Below are 25,768 nucleotides of genomic sequence, written 5' to 3' on the forward strand. Positions count from 1 at the left end.
ACATCATCTTTTACTTAGTCATCATTTCTATGAAAAGACTTTCTTCCAAAGCTTATGTCTTCATCTTATTGGCCACAATAGTTGTGGTCGGTTTGGTTGTTTGGCTCTATCCCCGCAAAACGACCGTAGCTTTAGTCAATTTCCCGGCCTACCAGGTCAGTGCCATGGCCAAGTCGGTGGCGGACGATCCTATACGTATTGTAGAAGTTGGAACGGACGAATTGGATAAGTTGCAAAACTGTGATGCTGCCCTCATTTTTGCTATGGGCATTCGACTGACAGATGAACAGCGAGAGCAAATCCTCAAACTGAAAGAGAAAAACATCCTTTTTGCTTCGCTCATGCCTATAGACCCAAGCAATGACCTCTCCAACATAGAGGAAAGTAAGCTTGAAATTCTAAAAAAGTATCTTCTCAAGGGAGGACGAAGCAATTACCGTTCCGGATTGAATTTTATTCGTCATGAGCTTCTTGGAAAGTCTATAACCAGAGATGCTATTGTTGCTGCTGTGGATATTCCGGATAATGTCTTTTTCAATGAGTTCGATGAACGTATAGATACAACACTCACAGATTACACTAATTTTCTCAAAAATAAAGAACTGTACCAGGAAGGAGGAAAGCGCATAGCTCTTTTTACCGGGAATTTTGGGCCTTTCAATTCCAACAAAGATCAGCTCGACGAATTGATTAAGGCTCTTCGGGAGGCTCATTTTAATGTTTATCCTCTCAGTTCATTCAGCAGACGCATAGAATTGCTCGAGGAGATCAAGCCCGATGCAGTTGTATATCTGCCACATGGTAGGTTTTCCATGATGCAGTCAGATGCAGCTGTCGATTATTTCCGCAGAAATAATATCCCTGTCTTTGCTCCTTTGGCTGTTACAGGTACTCACGAGGATTGGCTAGCTGATTCGAGAGGAATGAGTGGAGGAATGTTGAGCCAAAGCATTGTGATGCCTGAGATAGATGGAGCCTTGATGTCCCGTGCATTGATCGCACAGTACGAAGGAAAGGAAGGTTTCCATGAGTTCCATTGTATCCCCGATCGTCTTTCTGTTTTTGTTTCCTCTATCAAACGCTATCTAAGTCTCAGGGACAAACCCAATGCAGAGAAACATCTTGCAATCTATTACTATAAGGGGGCTGGCAAAGCTGCTCTTTCTGCAGCCGGGATGGAGGCTACGACATCTCTCTACAACTTGCTTTTGCGTCTCCAATCGGAGGGCTACAACGTGGCAGGCTTGCCTGCCTCGGCCAAGGCTTTGGAAGAGCTGATACAGCAACGTGGCAGTTTCCCTGCCGGATTTGCACGGACGGAGGTGGAGAAATATTTGGCTTCAAATGTACCTTTCTGGTACACCGCTTCTGAGTTTTCCAAAGATCTCAAGAATGATTTCCCAGAAGATTTGGTAGACTCCCTCGCAAGGATATATGGAGAGGTTCCAGGTGGCTATATGGTACGAAATGGGAAGGGAGAAGGTAGTATAGCCGTGAGTCGGATAGAGCTTGGCAACATTGCTCTGCTTCCTCAGCCCGGGATGGGTGGAGGCGGAGAAGATGACTTCCGCTTGACACACGGTTCCAATCCTTTGCCTCCTTATCATTACTTGGCTTCCTATCTGTGGACCAGACATAAATTCCAGGCAGATGCCATCATCCACTTTGGAACACACGGTAGTTTGGAGTTCATTCCCGGCAAGCAGGTTGGGCTTTCCGAGAGAGATTGGACCGATGCGATTGTGGCTGATATACCACATTTCTATCTCTATTCAATAGGTAATGTGGGAGAGGGCGTAATAGCCAAACGGCGCAGCTATGCCCAGCTTATTAGTCACCTTACTCCCGGTTTTATTCATACCGGTTTGGATGCACAAGCTACGCCTATCACTGAGTTGACAAGCCATTATTTGAGTCATGATCATGACGAGTCCTCTCTCAATGCCCGTATCAAAGCTCAGGCAGCAAAAAACGGGATTTTGAGAGAATTGCGGATAGATACTACCCTCTCCAAACCTCTTAGTCGCGATGAGATAGAATTGATAGACAACTTCGCAGCTGAATTGGCAGATGCTAAGATCAGTGGAGGAATGTACACCTTGGGAGAAGCCTTTGATGCAGGAAAGATACGGTCTTCGGTTGTGCTAATGGCCGTGGATCCTATTGCCTATTCGGCTGCGGAAGTAGCTAAGTTGAAGGGTCGCATAACGGACAAACAACTCAAAGGCTCTTTCTTTTCTACACATTTCCACCGTCCAGCCATGAAATTGGTATCCTCGATACTTGCTTCTGGGCATATTGATCTCTCATCGGCTTTCAGACAGATGGGTATTACAGCTGCGGATTTGACTTTGTCTGAGGCCGTGGAGAGTCAGCAGAAAAATGCTAAAATGGCTATGATGGGCTCCATGATGTCCGTAATGGGTGGAAGTAAAGGAAAAGCTCCAGCTGGTATGGGTAGCATCGGAGGTAAGTCTGGGCAGATGCCACATATGCAGGGCAAGCCTCAGGGGATGGCCGGACACCCGAATATGGCAAAAGGGAAAGTCATGGGTAAAGATAGTAAGTCGCAAAAGCCTTCTTCTACGCCGGAGAAAACGCAGGCTGGAGCTAAGCCCACTGCATCCACCGCTGGAAAGACCATGGGGCAAATGCCTCCCGTTTCTTTACCATCTTCCAGACATCCTCAACAAGGGATGTCTATGCAACAACAGTTGCAAGGAAAGGATGTGGAATACAGCAAGCAAGATGTACAGTTGGCCAATGCCATAGCAAAACTCAAAGAGACGATACAAAATGTTCTTCTATACCGCTCTTATTTGCAGGAGAGCCCCTCTAAAGAGTTGGATGCGATGGTCAATGCTTTGGCAGGTGGATATACATCACCCTCTCCCGGAGGAGACTTTATAGCTAATCCTAACGCCTTACCCACAGGACGTAATCTCTATGCGATCAATGCTGAAGCTACTCCTTCAGCGGCAGCTATTGAGAAAGGAAAACAAATGGCAGAAGAGATGCTCGCTGATTATGTCAGACGTCACCCAGGGAAATATCCAGAGAAGGTTAGCTTCACTCTTTGGAGTGGCAGTTTTGTAGAGAGTGAAGGAGCTACAATAGCCGAGATATTCTATCTTCTTGGAGTTCGCCCCATAGCAGACCGTTTTGGTCGTATCTTGGATTTGGAGCTGATCCCGGCTTCAGAGTTGCAAAGACCTCGTATAGACGTAGTTGTGCAGACTTCAGGACAGCTGCGGGATCTAGCTGCTTCCAGATTGGAATTGATACAAAAAGCCGTAGAGATGGCTGCCGAAGCAGGAGATAAAGATGGGGACAACTTTGTGGCTAAGGGGAGACAAGCTGCCGAGCGAATTTTGCTTGACAAAGGCTTTGCTCCGCAAGAGGCCAGAGATCTCTCTACACAGCGTGTGTTTGGTGCCCTCAATGGAGGTTATGGAACTAACATTCAAGGGATGGTAGAGGCCGGAGATAGATGGGAAGACGAGAGTCAGATTGCCCAGGTCTATCTCAACAACATGGGGGCTGTGTATGGTAGTGGAAAAGACTGGGGAGCATTCCGAGCAGGTGTTTTCGAAGCTGCTTTGCAGAATACAGATGTTGTGATTCAACCCAGACAGAGCAACACTTGGGGAGCCTTGAGCTTGGACCACGTGTATGAGTTCATGGGAGGACTTACTCTCACTGTGCGTCAGGTGACTGGTAAAGATCCGGAAGGTTATCTCAACGATTTGAGGAATCGGCATCGCGCACGCTCACAGGAAATCAAGACGGCTATCGGTATAGAGGCTCGTACTACAATTCTCAATCCTACCTATATCAAACAAATGATTGCCGAGGGCGCAGGATCGGCTGATGCTATTTCCGAAACAGTGCGCAATACCTATGGCTGGAATGTAATGAAACCCAATGCCATAGATCACGAACTTTGGCAAGATATCTATGATGTGTATATCGAAGACAAGCATAATCTGGGAGTGGCGAACTTCTTCGAAGATAAAAATCCCACAGCATTGCAGGAGCTTACGGGTACAATGCTTGAGACAATCCGAAAGGGATATTGGCCTGCCAGTGAGGCTCAACGCAAGAAACTTGCCGAAATCAATGCCGAAATGACAAGTAAATATGGAGCGGATGGTGCATTTACAGGTCAGAACCATAAGTTGCAGTCTTTCATCGGAGAGCAACTGGATGCGAGTCAGCGCAAGGCTTTTGAAGATAAGTTGGCGGAGCAGACAGGGCGGAGCGATCGGGAAGCTGTTGTCCTGGAGAAAGACAAAGCTCGACAAAATCTGACCAATGGGGCAGATTATACTCGTTATCTCGTGCCCATAGCAGCTGTCCTTTTTGTCGTGGTGCTGATCATTATATATGTGTTGCGCCGGAAAAAGAAGGCGGATGAGTAAAAAACTTACGTCACATCACTATTATATCAAAAAACAGGTAGAGCTGTCGTTGCTCAAAACAGAGGCAGCTCTCCCTTGTGCGAATACTTATATGATATGAATACGCTACTGCTCTTTTTGGTAGTTGTCGTTGTTTGCAAGATGATGCTACAGATGAGTTTTTACTCTGTGCGGGTGTCTCTCATCGTTGCTTTGGCCTATGCAGCTGTTCCTTTGTTTATGCATGCTACGGCCCTTATGTTGAATAGACTGGAAGTGGAGAGGATGCTCTCTTCATCCGAAGCGATTGGTAATATCTCTCTGCTCATTGTGATCGACCTGATACAGACAGTCTATTTCTGTATTTACCATCAAAGAGAATTGCCTACTCATCGTCTTAAGCGTGCAGTCGCCATAGTGGTCAGCTTTTGCCCATCTCTACTGGTGCTACCTGCTATTGCTTATATACAGTTGCACCTCTTCTTTTCAGCTTTGGGCGTTTCTTTCCTTTCCCTTTCGATAGGTCTATCTGTTGTGATATTCGTTGTCTTTGCTGTTTCCGGACCGTTGTTGCGACAGATGTTGGGGAGGGGAGGTTCTCTTCGTTCCGAGTTGGTAATACTCCTTTCTCTGCTCATTTTTCTATATACTATAGCGATGGGTTTGATACGCCACAATGCTTCCGTGGCAGCTCCGGAGATGAAGGAGGGGTATAAGTTGCAGGATTTTGCTTTCACACTCGTAATACTATTTCTGGGCATTGCCATGGGCTTTATTTATCATCGCTTGAGAGAGCATTGGCAGAGACGGCGTTCCAGTCTTTACTAACCACATTACAGATCACTTACAACATTTAATTCAAGTATATGAAGTACGTTTCCGACATCATGTTTTGGATCTCCAATGGCTTGCTTATACCAGTAGTCGTGGGGCTCATCTTTCTTTTTGCCAAATCACTGCTCATTTTGGGCAGTCTTTTTGCAGCTTATCAGGCTCGCAGGAGCAGCGAACAAAAACTCGGACCCTTATTTTCTCAGCTTGAGTCTCACAACTTGGGGAGTTTGGAGGGCTATTTGGAGGGGGTAAAGAATCCGAGTCTTTTCCTTCGATATACCTCAATGCTCCTCTCTGCCGATAGACCCAGAAGGGAGTATCTCATTGGTGAGTATGAGCTGCAAGCTCAGAAAAGAATGAGTTCAATCTCTTTAGTGGCCAAATTTGGCCCTACTTTGGGGCTTATGGGTACCCTTATTCCTATGGGGCCAGCTTTGGTAGGGTTGGCTTCGGGCGATATTGCCTCCATGGCCTACAATATGCAGGTAGCATTTGCTACAACGGTGATAGGGCTTTTTGCCGGAGCTGTGGGTTATGCCGCCAAACGACCTGCCACAGCACAGATGCAAAGAGATATGAATCGTCTTTTGTTGGTATCCGACTTGATGGAAAATCATAACTAACACGATATGCCATGAGACGTAATCATAGGAAGAAATACGCAGTAGAAGAGGAAGATGAAGACCCCGTATCGCAAGTAGCCAATCTTTTCGACGTGGCTATGGTGTTTGCGGTAGCTTTGATGGTAGCTCTTGTGACAAAGTACAGCATGAACGAAATCTTTAGCCGGGAGGATTTTACCATGGTAAAAAATCCGGGGAAGGAAAATATGGAGATTATCACAAAGCAAGGAGATAAGATTGAACACTATACTCCATCAGAAAACAAATCCGATGCTACCGGTACCAAGGGACGAAAGGTAGGGATAGCCTACGAATTGGAAAATGGAGAAATCATCTACGTACCGGAATAGAAAAGGTCAATACCGCTCTTTCTAAGTCTTTCCCTCGAACGAAGTCTGTCGGATGTTGTTCGAGGGATTTTCATTTCGCTGTTGATTGTGTCGCATTGGTATTTCTTTTGTGAGCATTGCGTTGGCTCTTTTTTTCGGGATTTATGGATGGCTTTTGGTTACGATTTTGTTTGATCAGAGAAGGATTGAAAATTATATCCAACGTGGGAAAACATACTTTCCAACGTGAGAAAGCAAAACTATCCACGGTTGAATTCTCTTTTTGGATACTTCCTTCCATCCTTAACAAGCGCATCGGTCAAAATCCTCCCATATATGGAGATTTACTTCTACCCATTACATGGTTTATTTTCCTCTGGTGGAAAACAAACTTTCCATAGGTGGAAAATATACTTTCCATAGGTGGAAAATATACTTCCGTATATCCATAGATGGTTTTTCCTTTTATGCGAAAATCTCAGTAGCTACCTGATATGATTTAGAATTTCTCGAGATGCAGATGAATAGGTTTTTTGGGTATTCTAAAAAGAGGATTTAAAAAGACTGATTTTGACTCGATTTCGTAGGGTTGTTGTGACTAGGGAGAGGAACCTTTCGTTCTCGAACCGAAGAAGGAATATTCCTACCTTTGTAAGGCCGTTTGCGTAGCATTGCTCCAAAATAGGTAGTAGACAAAAGGGAAGTTGTGTAATATGCACCTTGTGTTTTCGGACATAGCCGAAAGTGGGGAGTCACAAGCCAATTAATTGCCGGCTTGGGAAAGTCTTTCCTTGATTGATAAAGTGACAATTATATGCTGGCAGCTCTTATTTTTTTTACTCGTTTGCCATGGTGGAAGTTAGGTTCTCCTTCACGAGAGACTTTTGCCAGAGTGATTACCTTTTTCCCCTGGGTGGGTTGGATCAGCGGAGGTCTTATGGCCGGTTGTTATGCTCTGGGAGATACGTTATTTAGTCCAATGGTAGGGATTATTCTTGCTATTATCTCCAGATTGTTGATCACGGGTTGTCTGCATGAAGATGGATTGGCGGACTTTTTCGATGGCTTCGGTGGAGGTACGGACAGAGAGGGTGTCTTACGCATTATGAAAGACTCCCACATCGGAACCTATGGGGTAGTCTCTCTGATTGGATATTTCCTCCTCTTATCTTCTTTATGGTATGAATTGGGCAGGCTGTTGCCACTCTCTTGGTGTCTCTTTGCTTTCGATCCTATCGGAAGGAGTTGTAGTGCCTTGGTTACTATGACTTTGCCTTATGCAAGGGATGTGGAGAGTTGCAAAGCCAAAGTCCTCTACAGCTCTCTCTCTCTCTCGGAGACTTTCATCAGTCTCGCCGGAGGGTTGCTTCCGTTTGCTGCCCTTTGTATCTTCGTGAATCCTTATGTGGCTATCGGATTGATAGGACCGGTGTTGATCACCCTCCTGCTTGTCTATATCATGCTGCGACGGATAGGTGGCTATACGGGAGATTGCTGTGGAGCGGTATTTCTTTTGTCGGAATTATCGATTCCGGTCATTCTTATCCCTCTGCTGCGCCTTTGGCCGATTGGGTAAGGACGTAGATTGTAAAAGTCGGCTTGGCACGAGCTTTGCAATGCCTTTATGATAAAGGAGCTGATGAGTGTAGAACACGAAGAGCAGTATCCGAGAGTACTTCGGGAATGAACCCGATAAGACAACGTGACAAAACAAAGTATGCTATGACAAAACAAACAGCTATAGATAGAAAAAAGTCGATAAGTCTCCCCCAGACAATCGATCCGGCAGATCGTTCACTATTCATCAGAAATGGATTCGATCCTAATATGGACGATATCTTCGATTTCGATAAGGATAACAAAAACGAGGACGACGATAATAACGATTCAGATGATGATGGTGAAGATATGGAAGATGCTTCCGATTCTTTTCGTGGAGATGCTACACCTCCGCCTGCTCAGGGAGGTGAGGATAAAACTTCCGCTTTGGAATCTTTTGGTACCGACATCACTCGTTTGGCCAGAGAGGGCAAGCTTGACCCTATGGTAGGGCGAGAAAGTGAGTTGGCCAGAGTGGTGCATGTACTCAGTAGACGTAAGAAAAATAATCCTGTGTTGATAGGAGAGCCGGGAGTTGGTAAGAGTGCTATCGTGGAGGGGTTAGCTCAGAATATTGTGGAGCGCAAGGTTAGTCGCGTACTCTATGACAAGCGAATTATTAGCCTCGATTTGGGCTCTTTGGTGGCTGGTACAAAGTATAGAGGGCAGTTTGAGGAGCGAATAAAAGCCATTTTAGATGAATTGCGCTCACATCCCGAGATCATATTGTTTATTGATGAATTGCACAATATTGTAGGAGCTGGTTCAACACAAGATTCCATGGATACAGCCAATTTACTCAAGCCTGCCCTGGCAAGAGGTGAAGTGCAATGTATCGGGGCAACCACGCTTGATGAGTACCGTAAGTCGATCGAGAAAAACGGAGCTTTGGAGCGTCGTTTTCAGAAAATTATCGTTGATCCTACCACGAAGGAAGAGACGCTTACGATTCTTGCTAACCTTAAGCCTAAGTATGAGGACTTCCACCATGTTACATATACAGATGGAGCTATCAAGGCTGCAGTGGAGCTGACCAATCGCTACGTTAATGACCGATTTTTCCCAGACAAGGCCATAGACGCCATAGACGAGGCTGGAGCGGGCGTACATGTAGCACATGTGGAGGCACCGGAAGAGGTGGAGGCTTTGGAGGAAAAACTGGCAACAGTCAGACAGAAGAAGCTCGATGCAGTGAAGGCGCAGAATTATGAGCTGGCAGCCTCTTTTAGAGACAAAGAGAGACAGTTGCAGCAGCAGGTAGAGCAGGCTAAGACCGATTGGATGAAACAGATGGATTCTCAACGACAAATTGTAGGAGAGGAGGACATCGCCAGAGTGGTTGCACTGATGACCGGTGTGCCGATGGAACGTATAGCCGAGGCTGAGAATGAGAGACTACGTGTAATAGCTGATGAACTCAAGAAGAAGGTTGTAGGTCAGGACGAAGCTATTGAGAAAGTGGCTAAAGCTATCCAGCGAAATAGGTTGGGGCTTCGCAACGAAAAGCGTCCCATAGGTACGTTTTTGCTTCTTGGTCCTACAGGGGTAGGGAAAACCTATTTGGCAAAGAAACTTAGCGAAAAGCTCTTCGGTACTGAAGATGCCATGATCCGCATAGATATGAGTGAGTATATGGAAAAGTTTTCCGTGAGTCGTCTCGTGGGAGCTCCTCCAGGCTATGTCGGATACGAGGAAGGAGGGCAACTCACCGAACGAGTACGCCGTAAACCTTATTCGGTGGTTTTGCTTGATGAGGTGGAGAAAGCCCATCATGACATATTCAATATCCTTCTACAGGTAATGGATGAGGGATGTCTAACTGATAGTGAGGGGCGAAAAGTAGATTTCAAGAATACCATCGTTATTCTTACCTCCAACGTAGGAACACGTCAACTCAAAGATTTTGGCTTTGGTATCGGGTTTAAGGATGCTGGCAACGAATCTCTCAACAAGGAATATTCCAGATCTGTGATACAGAAAGCCTTGCACAAGACTTTCAGTCCGGAGTTTCTCAACCGTCTTGATGAAATTATTCTTTTCGATCAACTCTCTCCGGAAAGTATCCGAAAGATTGTAGATATAGAGCTTGTCGATATTCTTCATCGAGTGGAGAAGGCCGGTTATCGTGTGCAGGTAGATGATAAAGCTCGAGATGCAATTGCCAAGATCGGCTTCGATGTGCAGTATGGAGCTCGGCCTCTCAAGCGAGCTTTGCAAACAGAGATAGAGGATAAGTTGACGGATCTTATTCTTTCCGGTAAAATCAAGAAAGAGCAGGATGTAGTCTTTTCTACTGACAAAGATGATAAGATCAGTTGCAAGGCGAAGACAGCGAAGATGGTCAAATTTCGGCAAGCAGTAGAGAAAGATGCCCAATAAGATCTTTCGTTACTCTTCTAAGATCGGTGGAGATCGAGGTTCAGAGTGGTTTTTATACCTTTGTCTCCGGGGTCGTAGTGGTGTGTAGCTAAAACTTCGATCCGGGATTATGATATTGGTAGATTGAAAGAGTAATAAAGTAAGTAAGGAATAACCAATGAAAAAGTTAGTTTTCATTCTCAGCATGATGCTCCTGTTTTGTGGAGTAGCAGCTGCACAAAACAGTAAAGCCGAGATTTCGGCAACACAGGCAGAATACGATTTCGGTACAATCAAGGAAGCCAATGGCAAGGTATCTCATGTGTTTACCATCAATAATACAGGGAAGGCCCCTTTGGTGATTACTCGTGTGGTAGCTTCTTGCGGCTGTACGACACCGGAGTATGAGCAAGAGCCTATTGCTCCTGGAAAGTCGGGTAAGATTACTGTAACCTATAACCCGGCGGGTAGACCCGGTTCGTTTGTCAAAACGATAGCGGTGTATAGTAATGGCAAGGATGGAGCTTTCACTCTTAAGATCAAGGGGAAGGTAGAATAATCTGTCTCGAATGCTTATGATAAACAAACATATACGGAGCTGCCTTTTGGTGGCTCTGTTGCTTATAGGGAGTAGCTTGTTTGCCCAACAAAGAGGCAAGGCTGAGTTGTCGTTCCAAGATACGATACATCACTTTGGCAACATTGCTGAGGAAAAAGGATCTGTCTATTGTGAGTTCCTATTTACCAATACAGGGACAATTCCTTTGGTGCTCACACGTGTCAATTCCGATTGTGGTTGCACAAGTCCTTCTTGGCCGGAGGAAGCCATTGAGCCGGGTGCAGAGGGTAGAATCGTAGTATCTTATGACCCAGCAGGCAGACCAGGAGCTTTCGTTAAACGTGTATATGTCTACAGCAATGCTACAAAGACCAAGCAAGACCTTCTCATAAAGGGTTATGTGACTACATTGGGAGGAGGAGAGAAAGGTCAATTTTCTGCTGAGGTAGGGCCTGTCAAGTTGAGCCGAACAGAGCTTCTGTTTCCGACAACATCTCGAAACCGGACTTCCAGTGTACGTCTGATGCTTCTCAATACATCTAATGGCGGAAAAGTCAAGGTGTCTGTACAGTCTAAGAACAGTCTTATAGAGGTCAATCCAGAGGTAATAGAGTTGTCGCCTGGCGAACCTGCAGAGTTGGAACTTTCGCTCAAGGTTTTGTCCGATACAGAGATCGGTATGCATAACGAACCAGTAGAACTTATCATTCTTGACAACGAAGGAAAAGAGTTTCGTGGACGGGTCTTGACCCGATCTACTGTAGTGGAAGATTTCTCTTTTTACCAAAATAGAGAGGAGATGATCCGCACAGCCCCGAGGATGGATCTCAATACTTATTTTGACTTGGGGACTTTGCCTGCCGAAAGTCCTGAACAACAAGTAGAGGTAGAGATCAGAAATACTGGAAAGGGCCTCCTCAAACTAAGAAATCTTAACTGTGATAATCCGGCTGTGCAGATCTTGGATTATCCCGAAGAAATAACCCAAGGAACCAGTGGAATATTGAAAATACGGGTCTTACCTTCTACTTTGAAAGAAAAAGGGTGGGCATCCATTGCTCCTAATATCAATATTGTATGCAATGACCCTTATGCTCCGCTTAGGCGAGTAAAGGTCAAACTCTCGATTAAACATTGACATTATTATACCTATTCGTTTTTTCTCGCTTTATTTGATCTGAGATATGGCCAATATGCATGATGAACACGAAGAGTTTGCACATCCCGAGAATGAAGACATATACAAGGGACTGAAAGTAAACAAAGGAGTGAGGGATGTGCCTATAGTCAACCCCTACTTCAAGCGAATCAAACGAGCTCGTCTTGAAGTCGATGATTATGTGCGCGGAATATTGGCTGGAGACATTACTCTGCTTAGCAGGGCTGTTACTCTGGTAGAAAGCCAGCTTCCTGCTCACCAACAGATGGCGCAGCAGATCATAGAAAAGTGTCTACCATACTCTGGTAATTCGATGCGTATCGGGATTACTGGTGTGCCGGGGGCGGGCAAAAGTACTTCCATAGATACACTTGGGATGCATATCATCAAGCAGGGACACAAGTTGGCGGTTCTGGCTATTGACCCCAGTAGTGAAGTCTCTATGGGAAGTATACTTGGGGATAAAACACGAATGGAGCAATTGAGTCGAGAAAAGAATGCTTTCATCCGTCCTAGTCCCTCTGCTGGTTCTTTGGGCGGAGTCGCTCGTAAGACACGCGAGACAATTATTCTGTGTGAAGCTGCAGGATTTGATACCATTTTCGTGGAAACCGTAGGTGTGGGGCAGAGTGAAACAGCTGTTCATTCGATGGTAGACTTTTTCTTGTTGATACAGTTGGCAGGTACGGGTGACGAACTACAGGGTATCAAACGGGGAATCATGGAGATGGCAGATGGCATTATCATCAATAAAGCTGATGGAGATAATATAGACAAGGCAAAGTTGGCTGCCTCCCATTTTCGTAATGCGCTGAGGTTATTCCCGAAAAGCGAATCGGGTTGGGAACCGAGGGTCTTGACTTACTCCGGTTACTATGGAATCGGCATTAAGGAGATTTGGGATATGATAGATGCCTATCGACATCATGCACACGATAGTGATTATTTTTTGCACAAGCGGCAAAAACAGGCCAAGTGGTGGCTGCGAGAATCAATAGAAGAGGCTTTGAGAGATTCGTTTTTCAGAAATGAAAAAATCTCTGAGCGACTTCCTCTTTTGGAAGGGCAAGTTCTATCCGATAGCATTACCCCTTTTCAGGCGGCAGAAACTTTGCTTGAGTCTTATTTCTGCTGGATAAGGCAACATACAGGACAGACATTGCTTTGATCTTCCTCTCAAATTGACTACCTTCGAGGCTGGTCTGCCTGATTGAGGCAGTAGTGCGAGGAATATGACCAAGAAAAGATAAACAACAATACAAGAAATGAAACAGACTCCATTTACAGATAAACATATCGCTCTTGGAGCCAAGATGCACGAGTTTGCAGGTTACAATATGCCCATCGAATACAGTGGCATCATTGACGAACATCTAGCTGTAGTCAATGGTGTGGGTGTGTTTGATGTTTCTCACATGGGAGAATTTTGGGTGAAAGGGCCAAAAGCCCTTGAGTTTGTACAGAAAGTTACTTCCAATGATGCATCTAAATTGGAGGTCGGCAAAGTGCAATACAGCTACTTCCCCAATGATAAGGGAGGGATTGTAGACGACTTCCTGGTGTACAGATATGAGAGCGACAAATATCTTTTGGTTGTGAACGCAGCCAATATAGAGAAAGACTGGGCTTGGTGTCAGCAGCATAACGAAATGGGTGCAGAGCTTGAAAATGGCTCGGACAAGTGTGCACAGCTAGCCTTGCAAGGCCCCAAAGCAACAGAATTGCTTCAGAAATTGACAGATACAGACCTTTCTAAAATCCCCTACTACACCTTTGCTGTAGGAGAGGTAGCAGGTTGCCCCAATGTGATTATATCCAATACTGGCTATACCGGGGCTGGAGGTTTTGAGCTTTATTTCTACCCAGATTATGGAATGAAAATCTGGGATGCTCTTTTTGAGATAGGGCAAGTCTATGGCATTAAGCCTTGTGGTTTGGGTGCTCGAGATACTTTGCGTTTGGAAATGGGCTTTTGCCTCTATGGTAATGATATAGATGAGACAACTTCAGCTATTGAGGCTGGTTTAGGTTGGGTTACCAAATTCGTTGATGGCAAAGATTTTCCTGGCAGAACCCTTTTGCAGCAGCACAAGGATGGCGCAACAGAGCGCAAGCTGATTGCTTTTGAACTCAAGGATAAAGGTGTGCCTCGTCAGGGATATGACATACTTGATGCCAATGGAGATAAGATCGGTATCGTAACTTCTGGTACAATGTCTCCTTGTCTGAAAAAGGGTATCGGTATGGGCTATATACAGAAAGAAGCTACCAAGATTGGCAATGAAATTGGTATAGGCATACGCAACCGGATATTAAAAGCCGAGATTGTAAAGACTCCCTTTAGAAAGTGAGAGGAATGTATACCGAGCCAAGGATTGCTCGGAATACGATACGCTATTCCTTTTTGTAGATATTGTAGGGGCTGTGTCAAAATTAGATTTTGGTACAGTCCCTTTTTAAGTATGTCAGAATTCGTGAAGAGCTGGATATTTGAATCCGAGAAGCAGGAGGAAAGCAATACTGCCGTTTATGTGTTATAAGATTCTTCCCTTGCAAGAAATAACTCTTTCCCTTTCCTATTATGCGTATAGATCTTTGTTGTTCTGCCCCTCAGTTCAAGGCTTATTTCCGAAAAGAAAATCCACAGATCGTATTAGTCATAGATGTATTGAGAGCATCTTCTTCTATTTGTGCTGCTCTTGGTAATCGAGCTCATGAAATTATCATTGTGGCTCAGTTGGAGGAGGCTTTGCGTTACAAGGAAGCCGGTTGGTTGGTAGGAGCAGAGAGACATGCTAAACGTTGTTCGTTTGCTCAATTCGGCAATTCGCCTTTCGATTATAAGATGGAGCAAGTGCAAGGGCAAAGCATAGTATTTAGCACAACGAATGGTACCAAATGCGTGGATGTTGCTTTTAAAACAGGAGCAAAAGAAGTGTTGATAGGTGCTTATGTGAATTTGCCGACCATTGTGCGCTACCTTTCCGATAGAACAGAAAGAGACGTATTGGTTCTGGCTGCGGGTTGGGAAGATACAGTCGGAGCTGAAGATTGTCTTTTTGCTGGTGCTCTGGCTTGGAATATGGAAAAGATCGGCATTTGTTGTTCATTAGGAGATTCGGCACGCATGATGCGTGACCTATGGATTTCTGAGTGTGCCGAGGGAGAGAATTTGTTGGACTATATACGTCAGTCAGAACACTACCAGCGAATGGAATGTGCAGGTGTAGCACAGGATGTTCCATTTTGTCTTGTCCCGCAACCAGAAGCAGTGCTTCCAATCGTTCGTTCCGTGGATGGTAGATATATCTGTACGAGTAACTAGATTGGTCGGATCGATAGCAAATCAGCAGGCTTCTTAGTTGGATCTTATGTCTATTTGTCGAATTGTGAAGCAAGTGTTGCGGATGTGGCAAAGAGCAATGCTCTTCCTTATTGTTGCTTTGCAGGGTTTTTGTTTGCTTCAAGCTCAAGAAACAGAATCCTCTTTATGGCTTTCTGAGATAATGGACAAGGTCGAGCAAACAGACATGAGTGTAGAGGAGGCTGAACTGATTATTCAGAAACTTCATTTGCTCATCGCTAATCCTATAGATCTAAATCAAGCCTTGGAGTCAGATCTTAGGGAATTACCTTTTCTGAGCGATTTTCAGATTCGTCAATTTATTGCTTATATCCACCGTCTTCCCAATGGACTAAGTAGTATATGGGATCTGAAACTTATTCCGGGTTGGGATCCTCATACGTTGGACTTGGTGCGTCCCTTTGTAATCGTAGTTCCAAAATTGCAGAGACAAACTTTCTCGGGATTATTGCAGCAAAAAGGGAGTTCAATGTTGAAAATTGGTTTCAGGCAACCTTTGCCTGTGGAGGACAAACAATCCGATTACCTCGGCTCTTCCTCAGCTTGGCGATTTAAGGCTGCACATCGTATTGGCAATCGTCTCTCTGCTGGATTGGTAGGCGATTTAGATCCGGGAGAGCCTTTTGATATTCGTAGATTTGGTGGATTTGATCACTATTCTGCTCATTTAATGCTTTCCGACTTTGGCAAATTACGCAAACTTGTGTTGGGAGATTTTCGCCTCTCTTTGGGTTATGGATTGGTATGCAATCAATCTATTGGATTTCTTTCATCTCGATCGGATCGTATAGGACGAGGACTAGTTCATTCCTTTTCTGCTTCGGAGAATAGTTATCAACGAGGCATTGCTATCTCATTGGGAAGCAAGCAGCTCTTTTTAACTTTGGCTGCTTCACGGACTGGACTTGATGCTCGAGAGGAGTTGCATTCAGATGGTAAGAAGATAATTCAGAGCTTTAAGTACAGCGGACTTCATAGAAACAAGGTAGAGTTGGATACACGGCATAATGTGAATATGCGCAGTTTTATAGGTAATCTGCATTATGCCGATACTCAGGTGGAATGTGGTTTCCTGACAAATATCTATGACTGGGGTGGTTCTGCTTTATTGCGACCACCGGGGCGTAACCGTCCTGAAAAGTGGAAAAATCCTACTCTTTTAGCCAATTCTTCTTTTTATTATCGCTACAGTTCAGGTAGTGGCCGATTGTCTGTATATGGAGAAGCTGCTTTAGATCGATTCGGATCTGTGGCTTTCTTACAAGCTATGAGTTACATAGCTGCGAACAATGGTCAGTATTCTTGTCTTTTGAGACATTTTGGAAAGGAGTATTGGGCTTATTTCGGGAGAAGTTCGACACACTTTACAGGCATTGGCAATGAACAGGGATTACTCTTGTCAATGGCTGAAGAGATTGGTAGGTTTCGAGTTTTTTCCGAAATAGACCTCTATAGAACTCTGGTACCTCGTTATCGAAGAAAAGAAAATAGTAGTGGTTATAGATTGCGTTTGGAACTTTCTCCTGTGAAATCATCGGTTTTCAACACCAAGTTTCGAGCCTCTTTTCTTCGAGAACGGAAAGGGCAAAGCAACCTCGGTCTTTCATCCGTTTTCGTCTATAACCCAGAAGGAGAGAATTGGAATGCTTGTTTAGAGGGTCGATATCTCCATGGAAGTAAGAAAATTGAGAGGGAGCAAGTTAGGTATAAGCATAGTTATGCCGTTGGGATTCGAGCTAATTGCTCTTTTTTTGATAACTCACTCAGATTTTGTTTAGGAGGAATCCTCTTTCATTCGGAGGTTGGTAGACTGTTCTTTTCAGAGCGACAGATCGAGCTAATGCCACAGTTTACCGGAGTTCATGGTAAGGGGGGAAGGTGTTACTTATGGGGAGAGTTACGAATTGGTCGAGCCTTTAGGTTGCAACTCAAGGCCGAACACAATAGGGTACGACAAACTCCGACAGATACAAAGGCCCAATCAGCCATTACATTGAGTTTGAGTTATACTCGAAACTCCGTGCTCTAATTAGGATTTACACTCTCCTTTCTTAATCTGGCAACTTTTTTTGCCCTTCAGAATAGCTTTTGACTCTTTTGAAAAGGAGAAGTAGAGAGGTTTTCTATAGGAGTTAGAGGAAGTCATATTTACTTCTGAGGGATCTGTGCTCCATAGTTTCTGACCACACCAAACAGTTTGTGTGCTTTCTCCCATGGATGTTTATTGACAAACATAGGGTTGAGGGAAAAAATAAAAAGACAAATGAACAGTATTCGTTGCATGGAAAAAGGTATTAATGAAAGAAAGGTTCAATGAGCAGGCACGAGGAGCGAAAAAGTTGCCCTCATATCAAGTTATTTTAGGAAAGAAAGTAGAAAGAGAGAAATTCCCGAGATATGAGAAGAATATCATGTTCTCCTCATACCTAGTCTATGCTTAATACTCCCAGCATATCGAATCCTCTCATTCACACATTCACTCCGATAGACGTATTTATATTCTCTCTGTAGAGGTTAGATACCGTCTTTTGGGAAGAGTTGCTTCTCTTTGGCTGGATATTTAATATCGATTGTTTTATCGAACCAAAAGCTCATCCTTTGGCATTACCATTATCTGGATCTGTGACGTATAATGATGTTTGGCAGTCCGAATCTTCTTCTGTGACTAGATCTTTGTCCACATCTATAAAGAATAGCTTCTTCTCAATCCACTGTGGAGCAACCGATTCTATCGCACTATCCTTGGATAAGGTTCATTGATTACTTCCATCCGTATCTGCAATGCAAAGAGGATCGTGTGTCAAATCAGATAAAGAGGAGGTTGCTACAACGTAAAGACCCATCAGGAGAGAGTATCATTTGTTTATACTCTATTTTGTTCATTCCAGAGTATTTGTACCCTTCCAATTTCAGATTTAGCTGATCAGTCAGACTGTATTGTTTCTCATTTGTTTGGTAAATCAGTTGATCGTTCCGATGGATGAAATGCTCGTCAAGAGTCTCATTCGATCCCCCAAAAAGCTCTCTTACTTTGTCCGGGAGTCCTTGGTTATTGTCAGACTATTGTCGGCAAGTGTATAGATATTGTAAGTATGAATCCATATATCTCCCAAATAAAGCCGCTGTGCAACAGAAGTTTTCCTCCCTGATATTCCAAAGGATTACAACCTCCACATAGGTTTTGGAAATACATTTTTCCTTCGGGATGTTCAGATTTACAAGGTCTTCGAGTGTCACCCCGTCTCCTTAAAAGGAGGCCTTACAAAAGCTTTGCTGCTGCAGCGCATAGGCCAGAGTTATTTGTTTATAGTAAAATGAGACTTCTCCAAGGGAAGCCTTTTCTTTTTGTTCTGCAGTGAGTTGGATTGAAAGATATGCGGATACTAGGATCTCTCTGAAATCCTTGACTGATTCCGAGATAAGCGTCTCTGAGTAACTTTTGTCTCTCTAACCGATATACACTAAGGACGGGAGGGCTGATTGTTTCCTGCTGACAGGATACGAATGGCTTCTTGATATTCTCGATCTTGCTGATTTATTAGACTGTAGAATGTGTCTTCGTCATATATGCTACGAGCGATATAAGCCTTTAGCATAGTAGTTATTTCCTTTTCCCGTTCAGCAAAAAGTTGCTTATTCCACTTCACTCCGTTCTCTTCAGCTGTTTTTTTTAGTAAGTCGATGAGGGTATTTGGGAGGTTGTAATTATCTACGAATTGAGCCGCCTTGGGGTAAGTCTTTAGTAGATTTGCTCGCTCTGTATCCAAATAGATTGGGATAACTCTTATCAGAGAAGCTGTATTCAGCAGTTCTTTTTCCAAGGAGTTGAAGCGGGTTGTATCCAAAGGAACAAATATATCGGGCATGATGCCTCCTCCACCGTAGACGGAGCGATTTTGGCGAAGCGTTTGGTAACGGAGAGAATCTGGGAATTTGATGCTATCAGCATGCATGAGTTCACCGTGTTTGAGCCGTGCATATATATCCTCTTCGTAGGCTTGTGCATTCCCCTTGATGTAGGGTTTTTGTATACTCCTTCCCGATGGAGTGTAGTATCGAGCCACTGTTATTCGGATAGAAGAGCCATCGGATAGAGGCACGGGACGCTGTACCAATCCTTTACCAAAGCTACGTCTGCCTATGATTAATCCACGATCCCAGTCCTGTATGGCCCCACTGAATATTTCACTGGCCGATGCTGAGTATTCATTTACAAGTACGATGAGAGGGAGCCTTTGCAAATTGATTTTTTGTCGTTTCTCCACACGTAGCTCTTCATTGAAGAAAGGCTTCCTATTATTTTTCACTGTAAGAAGCTTACTTCCCACCGGCAAGAAATAGCTTGCCATCTCAGTTGCTGCAGACATAATACCACCCCCATTATATCTCAAGTCAATAATCAAAGATTGCATACCAGAAGAGAGGAGTTTATTTATCCCTTCTTCAAATTCTTCCACAGTATTAAGACTGAAGCGACTAAATCGCATATAGCCAATATTCGTGCCAGGGATTATGTATGCAGCCTCTCGACTGTGGATGGGTATATCTCCTCGTGTAATGACGTAATCTTGAATTCTTTTCCCTCTAAGCACCGAAAGTCTCACCAATGTTCCTTTGTCCCCTCTAAGTTTATGCATCACCGTAGAGTTCTTGATCTTAACCCCCGCAATGTTTTCTCCATCTACAGCTAAAATACGGTCTCCCGGCATCAATCCTGCTTTTTCTGAAGGCCCCCCCGGAATTACTTGTACCACATACAGCGTATCGGTCAGTAGGTTGAATTGTATACCAACACCGCTAAATTTCCCTTCGAGAGCACTCAATTCATCTTTATTTTCTTCTGCATTGACATAGACTGAGTGAGGATCCAGTTTATCCAACATCCCTCTTATTGCATCTTCTGTTAGTTTGTCTGTGTCCACGGAGTCTACATACAGCTCTTGTATCAACCGAATTGACTGACCTATTTTACTCATGGAGGACAGCATTTGTTCTCTATACTGACTCCAAGCATGTGGGCAAAAAAGAAGTCCGATAAAAAGAAGCAGGGAGATGCGTTGTGTGTTTTTCATGGAAGATAGATAGGAGGTTTGTATAGTTTGTTTACTCGCAGTTCAGATCAAATCCATCGGGCAAGAAGTCGGCTACATTATGTCCGAAACGCAATAATTCTCGTACAACAGTCGAGCTAATATGTGAGAGTTGTTGAGATGCTGGCAATATTACTGTTTCCATTCTGGCAATATGCCTATTTAAATCAGCCAAAGAGCGCTCTAACTCCATATCAGCTCCGGAGCGTACACCTCGAACCAAAACAGAGGCCCCAAGCCTGGAGGCAATATCTACTGTGAGTGTATCGTATTCAATTACCTCTACTCTGGGTTGTTTGCTGTAGTATCTACTGATTTGTTTCACACGCACTTGTGGGTTGAAAAGACAACGTTTGGCATCATTGATGCCTACTGCTATGATTACTTTGTCGAACAACGCCAAGGAACGTTCCACAATATCAGCATGTCCACGTGTAAAAGGGTCAAACGATCCGGCGTAAAAGGCTGTAGTTTGCATGATTTAAGCAGGCGAAAGAGGAGATATAAGGTGATGTGGTGGATTAGAGCATCTCTTCATCCACTACAAGATTATCTATAATAAAGTCTTGTCTTTTGGGGGTGTTCTTGCCCATATAGAATGCAAGCAGGTCAGTTACATTGTCTTCTCGCTTCATACGTACTGGTTCCAGCTTGATATTCTCTTCTGTGATAAGTTCCTTGAATTCATCAGCTGATATTTCTCCAAGACCTTTGAATCGTGTGATGTGAGCTCTTTTGCCAAGAGTACGCAAGGCATGTTGTTTTTCAGCTTCGGAGTAACAATATATAACAGAAGGAGTATCCCGATCTATACTAATCGTCTTGCTTTTTCGCTTCTGGCTTTTATCAGAGAAGCTCCTTCCTTTTAGTCCCTCTTTGGGGAGTGCAACCTTGAAAAGGGGTGTTTCTAACACAAACACATGCCCACGGCGTACTAAGTCAGGGAAAAATTGCAGAAAGAAAGTGATTAGTAACAGTCGAATGTGCATCCCGTCATTGTCAGCGTCGGTAGCGATAATTACCCGATTGTAGCGGAGTCCTTCTATTCCGTCTTCTATGTTCAGAGCTGCTTGTAAGAGATTAAACTCTTCATTCTCGTACACAACTTTCTTTGTCAGTCCAAAACTATTGAGAGGCTTGCCCAAAAGGCTGAATACAGCTTGATATGCAGGATCTCGACTCGTGGTGATTGATCCACTTGCCGAATTCCCTTCGGTGATAAATATTGAAGTACGTTCCGGTTCCTTTGCTTTCGGATCGTTGAAGTGAGTCGTACAATCACGTAGCTTACGGTTGTGCAGGTTAGACTTCTTAGCTCGTTCACGAGCCAATTTTGTCACTCCACTCATCGCTTTTCGCTCACGCTCGCTCTCTTGTATCTTGCGTAGCATCGCTTCACTATCCTCGCTATGGATATGTAGGTAATTATCCAGCTCCTTCTTTAAGAAATCTCCAACGAATTTTTGTATCGTGGGGCCATCCGGATACATATCTCTTGATCCGAGTTTAGTCTTTGTTTGACTTTCAAATACGGGTTCTTCCACCTTGAGACTGATAGCAGCACTCATCCCGGAGCGTATATCCGAGTACTCAAAGTTTTTTGCAAAAAACTCTTTAATAACCCTAGCTACCGCCTCTCTAAATGCGCTGAGATGCGTACCTCCTTGTGTTGTGTTTTGTCCATTGACAAAACTGTAAAATTCTTCCCCATATTGCTGTGTATGGGTTACGACCACCTCTATGTCAGAGTCTCTCAGATGAATGATTGGGTAGAGGGCTTCTCCTGTCATATTTTCCCGGAGAAGATCAGAGAGTCCTTCCTTGGAGTAATACGTTTTTCCATTAAATGTGACTGTGAGACCGGCATTTAGAAAAACGTAATTCTTGACCATTGCTATCACATATTCGTCTCGATAGTGGTAGTTCTTGAATAGAGAGTTGTCTGGCGTGAAACGAACCTCTGTCCCGGATTTTTCTTCACTGGGAAAGGCTTCTGTCTCTTCTAAGAGCTGAGCCTTCGCGTAGGTTACACTCTTGCTACTACCGTCTCTCCAGACCGTTACTTTGAAAAGAGAGGATAGTGCGTTCACCGCTTTTATACCTACTCCATTCAGGCCAACAGATTTTTTAAATGCTTTGGAATCTATCTTCCCTCCTGTGTTCATTTTGCTGGTTGCATCTACCAGCTTGCCCATAGGGATACCGCGACCGAAGTCTCTTACCACAACAGACCCATCAGCTATATCCAACCGGATATGCTTGCCAGCCCCCATTACGAACTCGTCTATTGAGTTGTCTAGAACCTCTTTCAGTAACACATATATCCCATCATCTGGGTACGTTCCATCACCGAGCTTGCCAATATACATGCCAGGCCGGCGACGGATATGTTCATCCCACTCAAGGGTCTTGATATCGCTATCGCTATAAGAGACTGTACTCATCTATCAATGCGTTTGATATATGCTCGTCTCGTTTTGTGGTGCTTACGTTCAAAATAATTCCACTGCATCTGTACCGCCATATTGGTTTCCAGCTCAGGATTACTCTCTGCATATTCTACTTTGTTTTTCCTGAAAATAGGAATCAGGTCATCAAAAAGTAATGCATTGACCCCTTTGTTTTGATATTCGGGTAATACTCCCACCAGATAGAGGTCTACTACCTTAGGTGGCGATTTCAGAGCTTTGAGCAGATGTGCAAAGCCCAGTGGCCACAAGCTCCCTTTGGCTTTTTGTAGAGCTTTACTCAAATTTGGGAGAGTGATAGCAATACCAACTACTTTATCATCAGTCTCGCGTACGATCACGGTAACAAAGTCAAGACGTACCATTGGTAGATACATCTTGATGTAGTAGTCAATCTGGTTAGATGAGAGTTCCGAAAATCCGTACAGATTGGCATAAGCTGCATTGAGTGTTTCAAATATGCGTCTGCCGTACTGCATTATATCACTTCTAGTCTTGAATTTGAGAGTTTTCAGTCCGTATTTCTTGCGGACCAATTCAGATATTCGGATGTGCTTCTCCGGGATTTCTTCTGGTACATAAATTTTGAACTCCTTCCAATCCTGATCTTTCACAAATCCAATGCGCTCTAATTGCTTGGGATAGTAAGCATAATTGTAGATCGTGGCCATAGTACCGAGCTGATCAAAACCTTCGATGAGCATGCCTTCATGATCCATATCGGCAAATCCCATAGGACCATGTAACATATCCATTCCTTTGGATAGAGCCCAATCCTTTACCGCAGAGAAAAGTGCATCTACTACGTCATCATCATTTATAAAATCGACGAATCCGAATCGGGCATGAGTTTGATTCCAAGCTTCATTAGATTTATGATTGATAATTCCGGCTATGCGACCTACTATTCGATTGTCTTTGTAGGCTAAAAAATAGGCCGCCTCACAGAATTCGAAAGCCGGATTGACACTTTTGTCGAGTGTCATCATTTCATCATTGATCAAGCCTGGTACATAGTAAGGGTTGCCTTTGTATAAGTCCAAATTGAACTTGACAAATTTCCGCAAGTCCGCTTTTTTTGTGATTTCTCTTATTTCTACACTCATATGATCAAATCCTCTTTGTTTTCGTAGGTCGAATCTATATTTTCTTTTCGACCAAAGCTTGAACTACATTCAGCACATAGTCTCCAAACTTTTCACATTCATCTATGATGTCCATGTAATACACGGCATCTTGATATTCATATAACTTGGCCTGCATATCTTCGAGGTTTTTCACTTTGAGACTGTCTCGCAAGTTATTGATTTCGTTCTCAATATCGTAGGACTCTCGCATATCATCCAAGCTGTATTCATTTTGCTCCAGGATTTCATTCATCCTGTCGATTGAGCGGTAGCACAAAGCAAACATGGCTTTTACCTGTTCATTCAGCTCATTGGTAAATACAGACTTCCCTTCGTTTCGTCTCTTGATACTTCTGGCTATGTTGTAGCAGGCATCGCCAACACTCTCAATCTCTGATATGGCTCTAATCATTACTCGAACCTCCTCCTTGGCTTCAGAGCTGAGACGTCCTTCAGAGAGCTTATTAAGATAAGTGGCGATTTCCACCTCCATACGGTCAGAGATATTCTCGTACTTCTCGATACGATTGTAAATGGCCGAAAATTCGTTACTGTCTTTCTCTTCTAACAGTTGCTCGTTCATGTTTAGCATTCTCGCCACACGAGTCCCGAATGTACGTACTTCTCTCCTGACTTGTACTAAACTAAGCTCTGAAGTGGAGAGCATACCGAATGATACAAAGCGCAAATGAGAGTCTTCCTCTTTTTTTGCCTTTGCTGGTAGTAGTTTTGTGCAAATATTGACATAGATATTTACAAACCAAACCATTACTGCGACATTGCATACATTGAAGAGGGTGTGAAAGAGGGATAGAGCAAAACTCACCGAAACGCCCATTGTTGCCAACTCTGCATGGATAGCTGCATACTGAGGATTACTCATTAGAGTACCAGTGGTAATTCCATTCATTGTCTCAGCATCATACATACGGGAGAGTTCGTCCATCCTATGGAAAAGAGCGTTGGGGTCACCTCCTCCTGTCGACTCCAGAATAGAGCGTATCAAACCATTCAAAGGGTAAAATAAAATTAGTGCCCATACCACACCAAAGACATTAAACATCAAGTGTGATAGAGCTGCCCGTTTAGCATTAGTATTGGCATTGATAGCAGCCAAATTGGCCGTGATCGTTGTACCTATATTTTCCCCCAATACCATGGCTGTCGCCATTTCGAAAGGTATCCATCCCTTGGAACACATAATCAGAGTTATCGCAACCATAGCACTAGAGCTTTGTACAACAACTGTGAGTATGGTTCCTATCCCCAAAAAAAGGAATACAGACCCATAGCCCATTTGAGTGTAGTTCTGTAGGAAAGATAGTATTTCGGGGTTGCTTTTCAAGTCTGGCATGGAGCTTTTTAGGAACCCTAAACCAAGGAAGAGAATAGAAAATCCTAAAATAAATTCTCCCCAGTTTTTCCATTCACTTTTCTTGGAGAAGATAAGAGGTATCGTGAAGGCCACCAAAGGTAGAGCAAAGGTGCTCAAATCTACCTTGAACCCGAAGACAGAGATAATCCATGCTGTTATCGTTGTGCCAACATTGGCCCCCATGATGACCGAAACAGACTGTGCCAAAGAAAGGAGACCGGCATTCACAAAGCTCACCACCATTAGGGTCGTGGCACTGGACGATTGTATGAGTGCGGTGATCAACAGCCCGGTGAAGACTCCTAAAATGCGATTTGAGGTCATCACAGACAGGATGGAGCGCATACGTTCGCCTGCTATCTTTTGCAGGCCCTCACTCATTAATTTCATCCCATACAAGAAGATTCCAAGGGATCCGATCAGGGTCAAAAAATCGAGAAATGTATATTCCATACAATCGTGTTATGAGGTTGAGCTTACACT

Annotated in this window: 17 protein-coding genes; 12 read left to right on the top strand and 5 right to left on the bottom strand. The window is 43.9% G+C overall.

What is annotated here, in order from left to right:
• The first annotated feature begins 29 nt into the window (after positions 1-29).
• The 12 genes from DQN70_RS05525 (at position 30) to DQN70_RS05585 (ending at position 17,254) form a co-directional block, all read left to right on the top strand.
• Complete coding sequence (locus tag DQN70_RS05525; RefSeq protein ID WP_023939424.1) at positions 30-4,421, top strand: cobaltochelatase subunit CobN; 4,392 nt, start codon at positions 30-32, stop codon at positions 4,419-4,421.
• A gap of 96 nt (positions 4,422-4,517) precedes the next feature.
• Positions 4,518-5,228: a hypothetical protein gene (locus tag DQN70_RS05530; protein WP_036887481.1), complete on the top strand. Its 711-nt coding sequence runs from the start codon at positions 4,518-4,520 to the stop codon at positions 5,226-5,228.
• Positions 5,229-5,266: 38 nt separating this feature from the next.
• On the top strand, positions 5,267-5,857 hold the full coding sequence (locus DQN70_RS05535) for a MotA/TolQ/ExbB proton channel family protein (RefSeq protein ID WP_023938778.1): 591 nt from the start codon (positions 5,267-5,269) through the stop codon (positions 5,855-5,857).
• Between the two features lie 11 nt (positions 5,858-5,868).
• Positions 5,869-6,207 (top strand): DUF2149 domain-containing protein, encoded by a 339-nt coding sequence (locus DQN70_RS05540; protein WP_023938779.1) that lies wholly within the window; start codon positions 5,869-5,871, stop codon positions 6,205-6,207.
• Between the two features lie 793 nt (positions 6,208-7,000).
• Positions 7,001-7,762, top strand: coding sequence for an adenosylcobinamide-GDP ribazoletransferase (locus DQN70_RS05550; RefSeq protein WP_023939419.1), 762 nt, complete (start codon positions 7,001-7,003; stop codon positions 7,760-7,762).
• 146 nt (positions 7,763-7,908) lie between these two features.
• Positions 7,909-10,164, top strand: coding sequence for an ATP-dependent Clp protease ATP-binding subunit (locus tag DQN70_RS05555; protein ID WP_023939418.1), 2,256 nt, complete (start codon positions 7,909-7,911; stop codon positions 10,162-10,164).
• 157 nt (positions 10,165-10,321) lie between these two features.
• Positions 10,322-10,702, top strand: coding sequence for a DUF1573 domain-containing protein (locus DQN70_RS05560; RefSeq protein ID WP_023939417.1), 381 nt, complete (start codon positions 10,322-10,324; stop codon positions 10,700-10,702).
• A gap of 16 nt (positions 10,703-10,718) precedes the next feature.
• A complete protein-coding gene (locus DQN70_RS05565) occupies positions 10,719-11,840 on the top strand; it encodes a DUF1573 domain-containing protein (protein ID WP_042120657.1) in 1,122 nt (373 codons plus the stop codon).
• A gap of 55 nt (positions 11,841-11,895) precedes the next feature.
• Entirely contained in the window at positions 11,896-13,029 is a 1,134-nt protein-coding gene (gene meaB, locus DQN70_RS05570) for a methylmalonyl Co-A mutase-associated GTPase MeaB (RefSeq protein ID WP_023939416.1), read from the top strand.
• A 97-nt stretch (positions 13,030-13,126) separates the two neighbouring features.
• Positions 13,127-14,212 (top strand): glycine cleavage system aminomethyltransferase GcvT, encoded by a 1,086-nt coding sequence (gene gcvT / locus DQN70_RS05575; RefSeq protein WP_023938790.1) that lies wholly within the window; start codon positions 13,127-13,129, stop codon positions 14,210-14,212.
• A 230-nt stretch (positions 14,213-14,442) separates the two neighbouring features.
• Positions 14,443-15,186 carry a 2-phosphosulfolactate phosphatase gene (locus tag DQN70_RS05580; RefSeq protein WP_023938792.1) on the top strand — a complete coding sequence of 248 codons (744 nt, stop codon included), beginning with the start codon at positions 14,443-14,445 and terminating at the stop codon, positions 15,184-15,186.
• Between the two features lie 97 nt (positions 15,187-15,283).
• Positions 15,284-17,254, top strand: coding sequence for a helix-hairpin-helix domain-containing protein (locus tag DQN70_RS05585; protein ID WP_158441727.1), 1,971 nt, complete (start codon positions 15,284-15,286; stop codon positions 17,252-17,254).
• Positions 17,255-18,686: 1,432 nt separating this feature from the next.
• On the opposite strand, the gene DQN70_RS05590 is transcribed toward DQN70_RS05585, so the two are convergent.
• From DQN70_RS05590 to DQN70_RS05610, 5 genes are read right to left on the bottom strand one after another with little or no spacing between them, the layout of a single operon-like run.
• Positions 18,687-20,297 (bottom strand): S41 family peptidase, encoded by a 1,611-nt coding sequence (locus DQN70_RS05590; protein WP_023939413.1) that lies wholly within the window; start codon positions 20,295-20,297, stop codon positions 18,687-18,689.
• A 31-nt stretch (positions 20,298-20,328) separates the two neighbouring features.
• A complete protein-coding gene (coaD, locus tag DQN70_RS05595) occupies positions 20,329-20,796 on the bottom strand; it encodes a pantetheine-phosphate adenylyltransferase (protein WP_052115583.1) in 468 nt (155 codons plus the stop codon).
• 40 nt (positions 20,797-20,836) lie between these two features.
• A complete protein-coding gene (locus DQN70_RS05600; RefSeq protein ID WP_023939412.1) occupies positions 20,837-22,759 on the bottom strand; it encodes a DNA topoisomerase IV subunit B in 1,923 nt (640 codons plus the stop codon).
• Complete coding sequence (locus DQN70_RS05605) at positions 22,756-23,889, bottom strand: hypothetical protein (RefSeq protein ID WP_023938803.1); 1,134 nt, start codon at positions 23,887-23,889, stop codon at positions 22,756-22,758. Before DQN70_RS05605 ends, DQN70_RS05600 begins: the two co-directional genes overlap by 4 nt.
• A 34-nt stretch (positions 23,890-23,923) precedes the next feature.
• Positions 23,924-25,738, bottom strand: coding sequence for a Na/Pi cotransporter family protein (locus DQN70_RS05610; RefSeq protein WP_036887523.1), 1,815 nt, complete (start codon positions 25,736-25,738; stop codon positions 23,924-23,926).
• Between the last annotated feature and the right edge of the window lie 30 nt (positions 25,739-25,768).

It is taken from the genome of Porphyromonas crevioricanis (assembly GCF_900476255.1).
Classification (GTDB): domain Bacteria; phylum Bacteroidota; class Bacteroidia; order Bacteroidales; family Porphyromonadaceae; genus Porphyromonas; species Porphyromonas crevioricanis.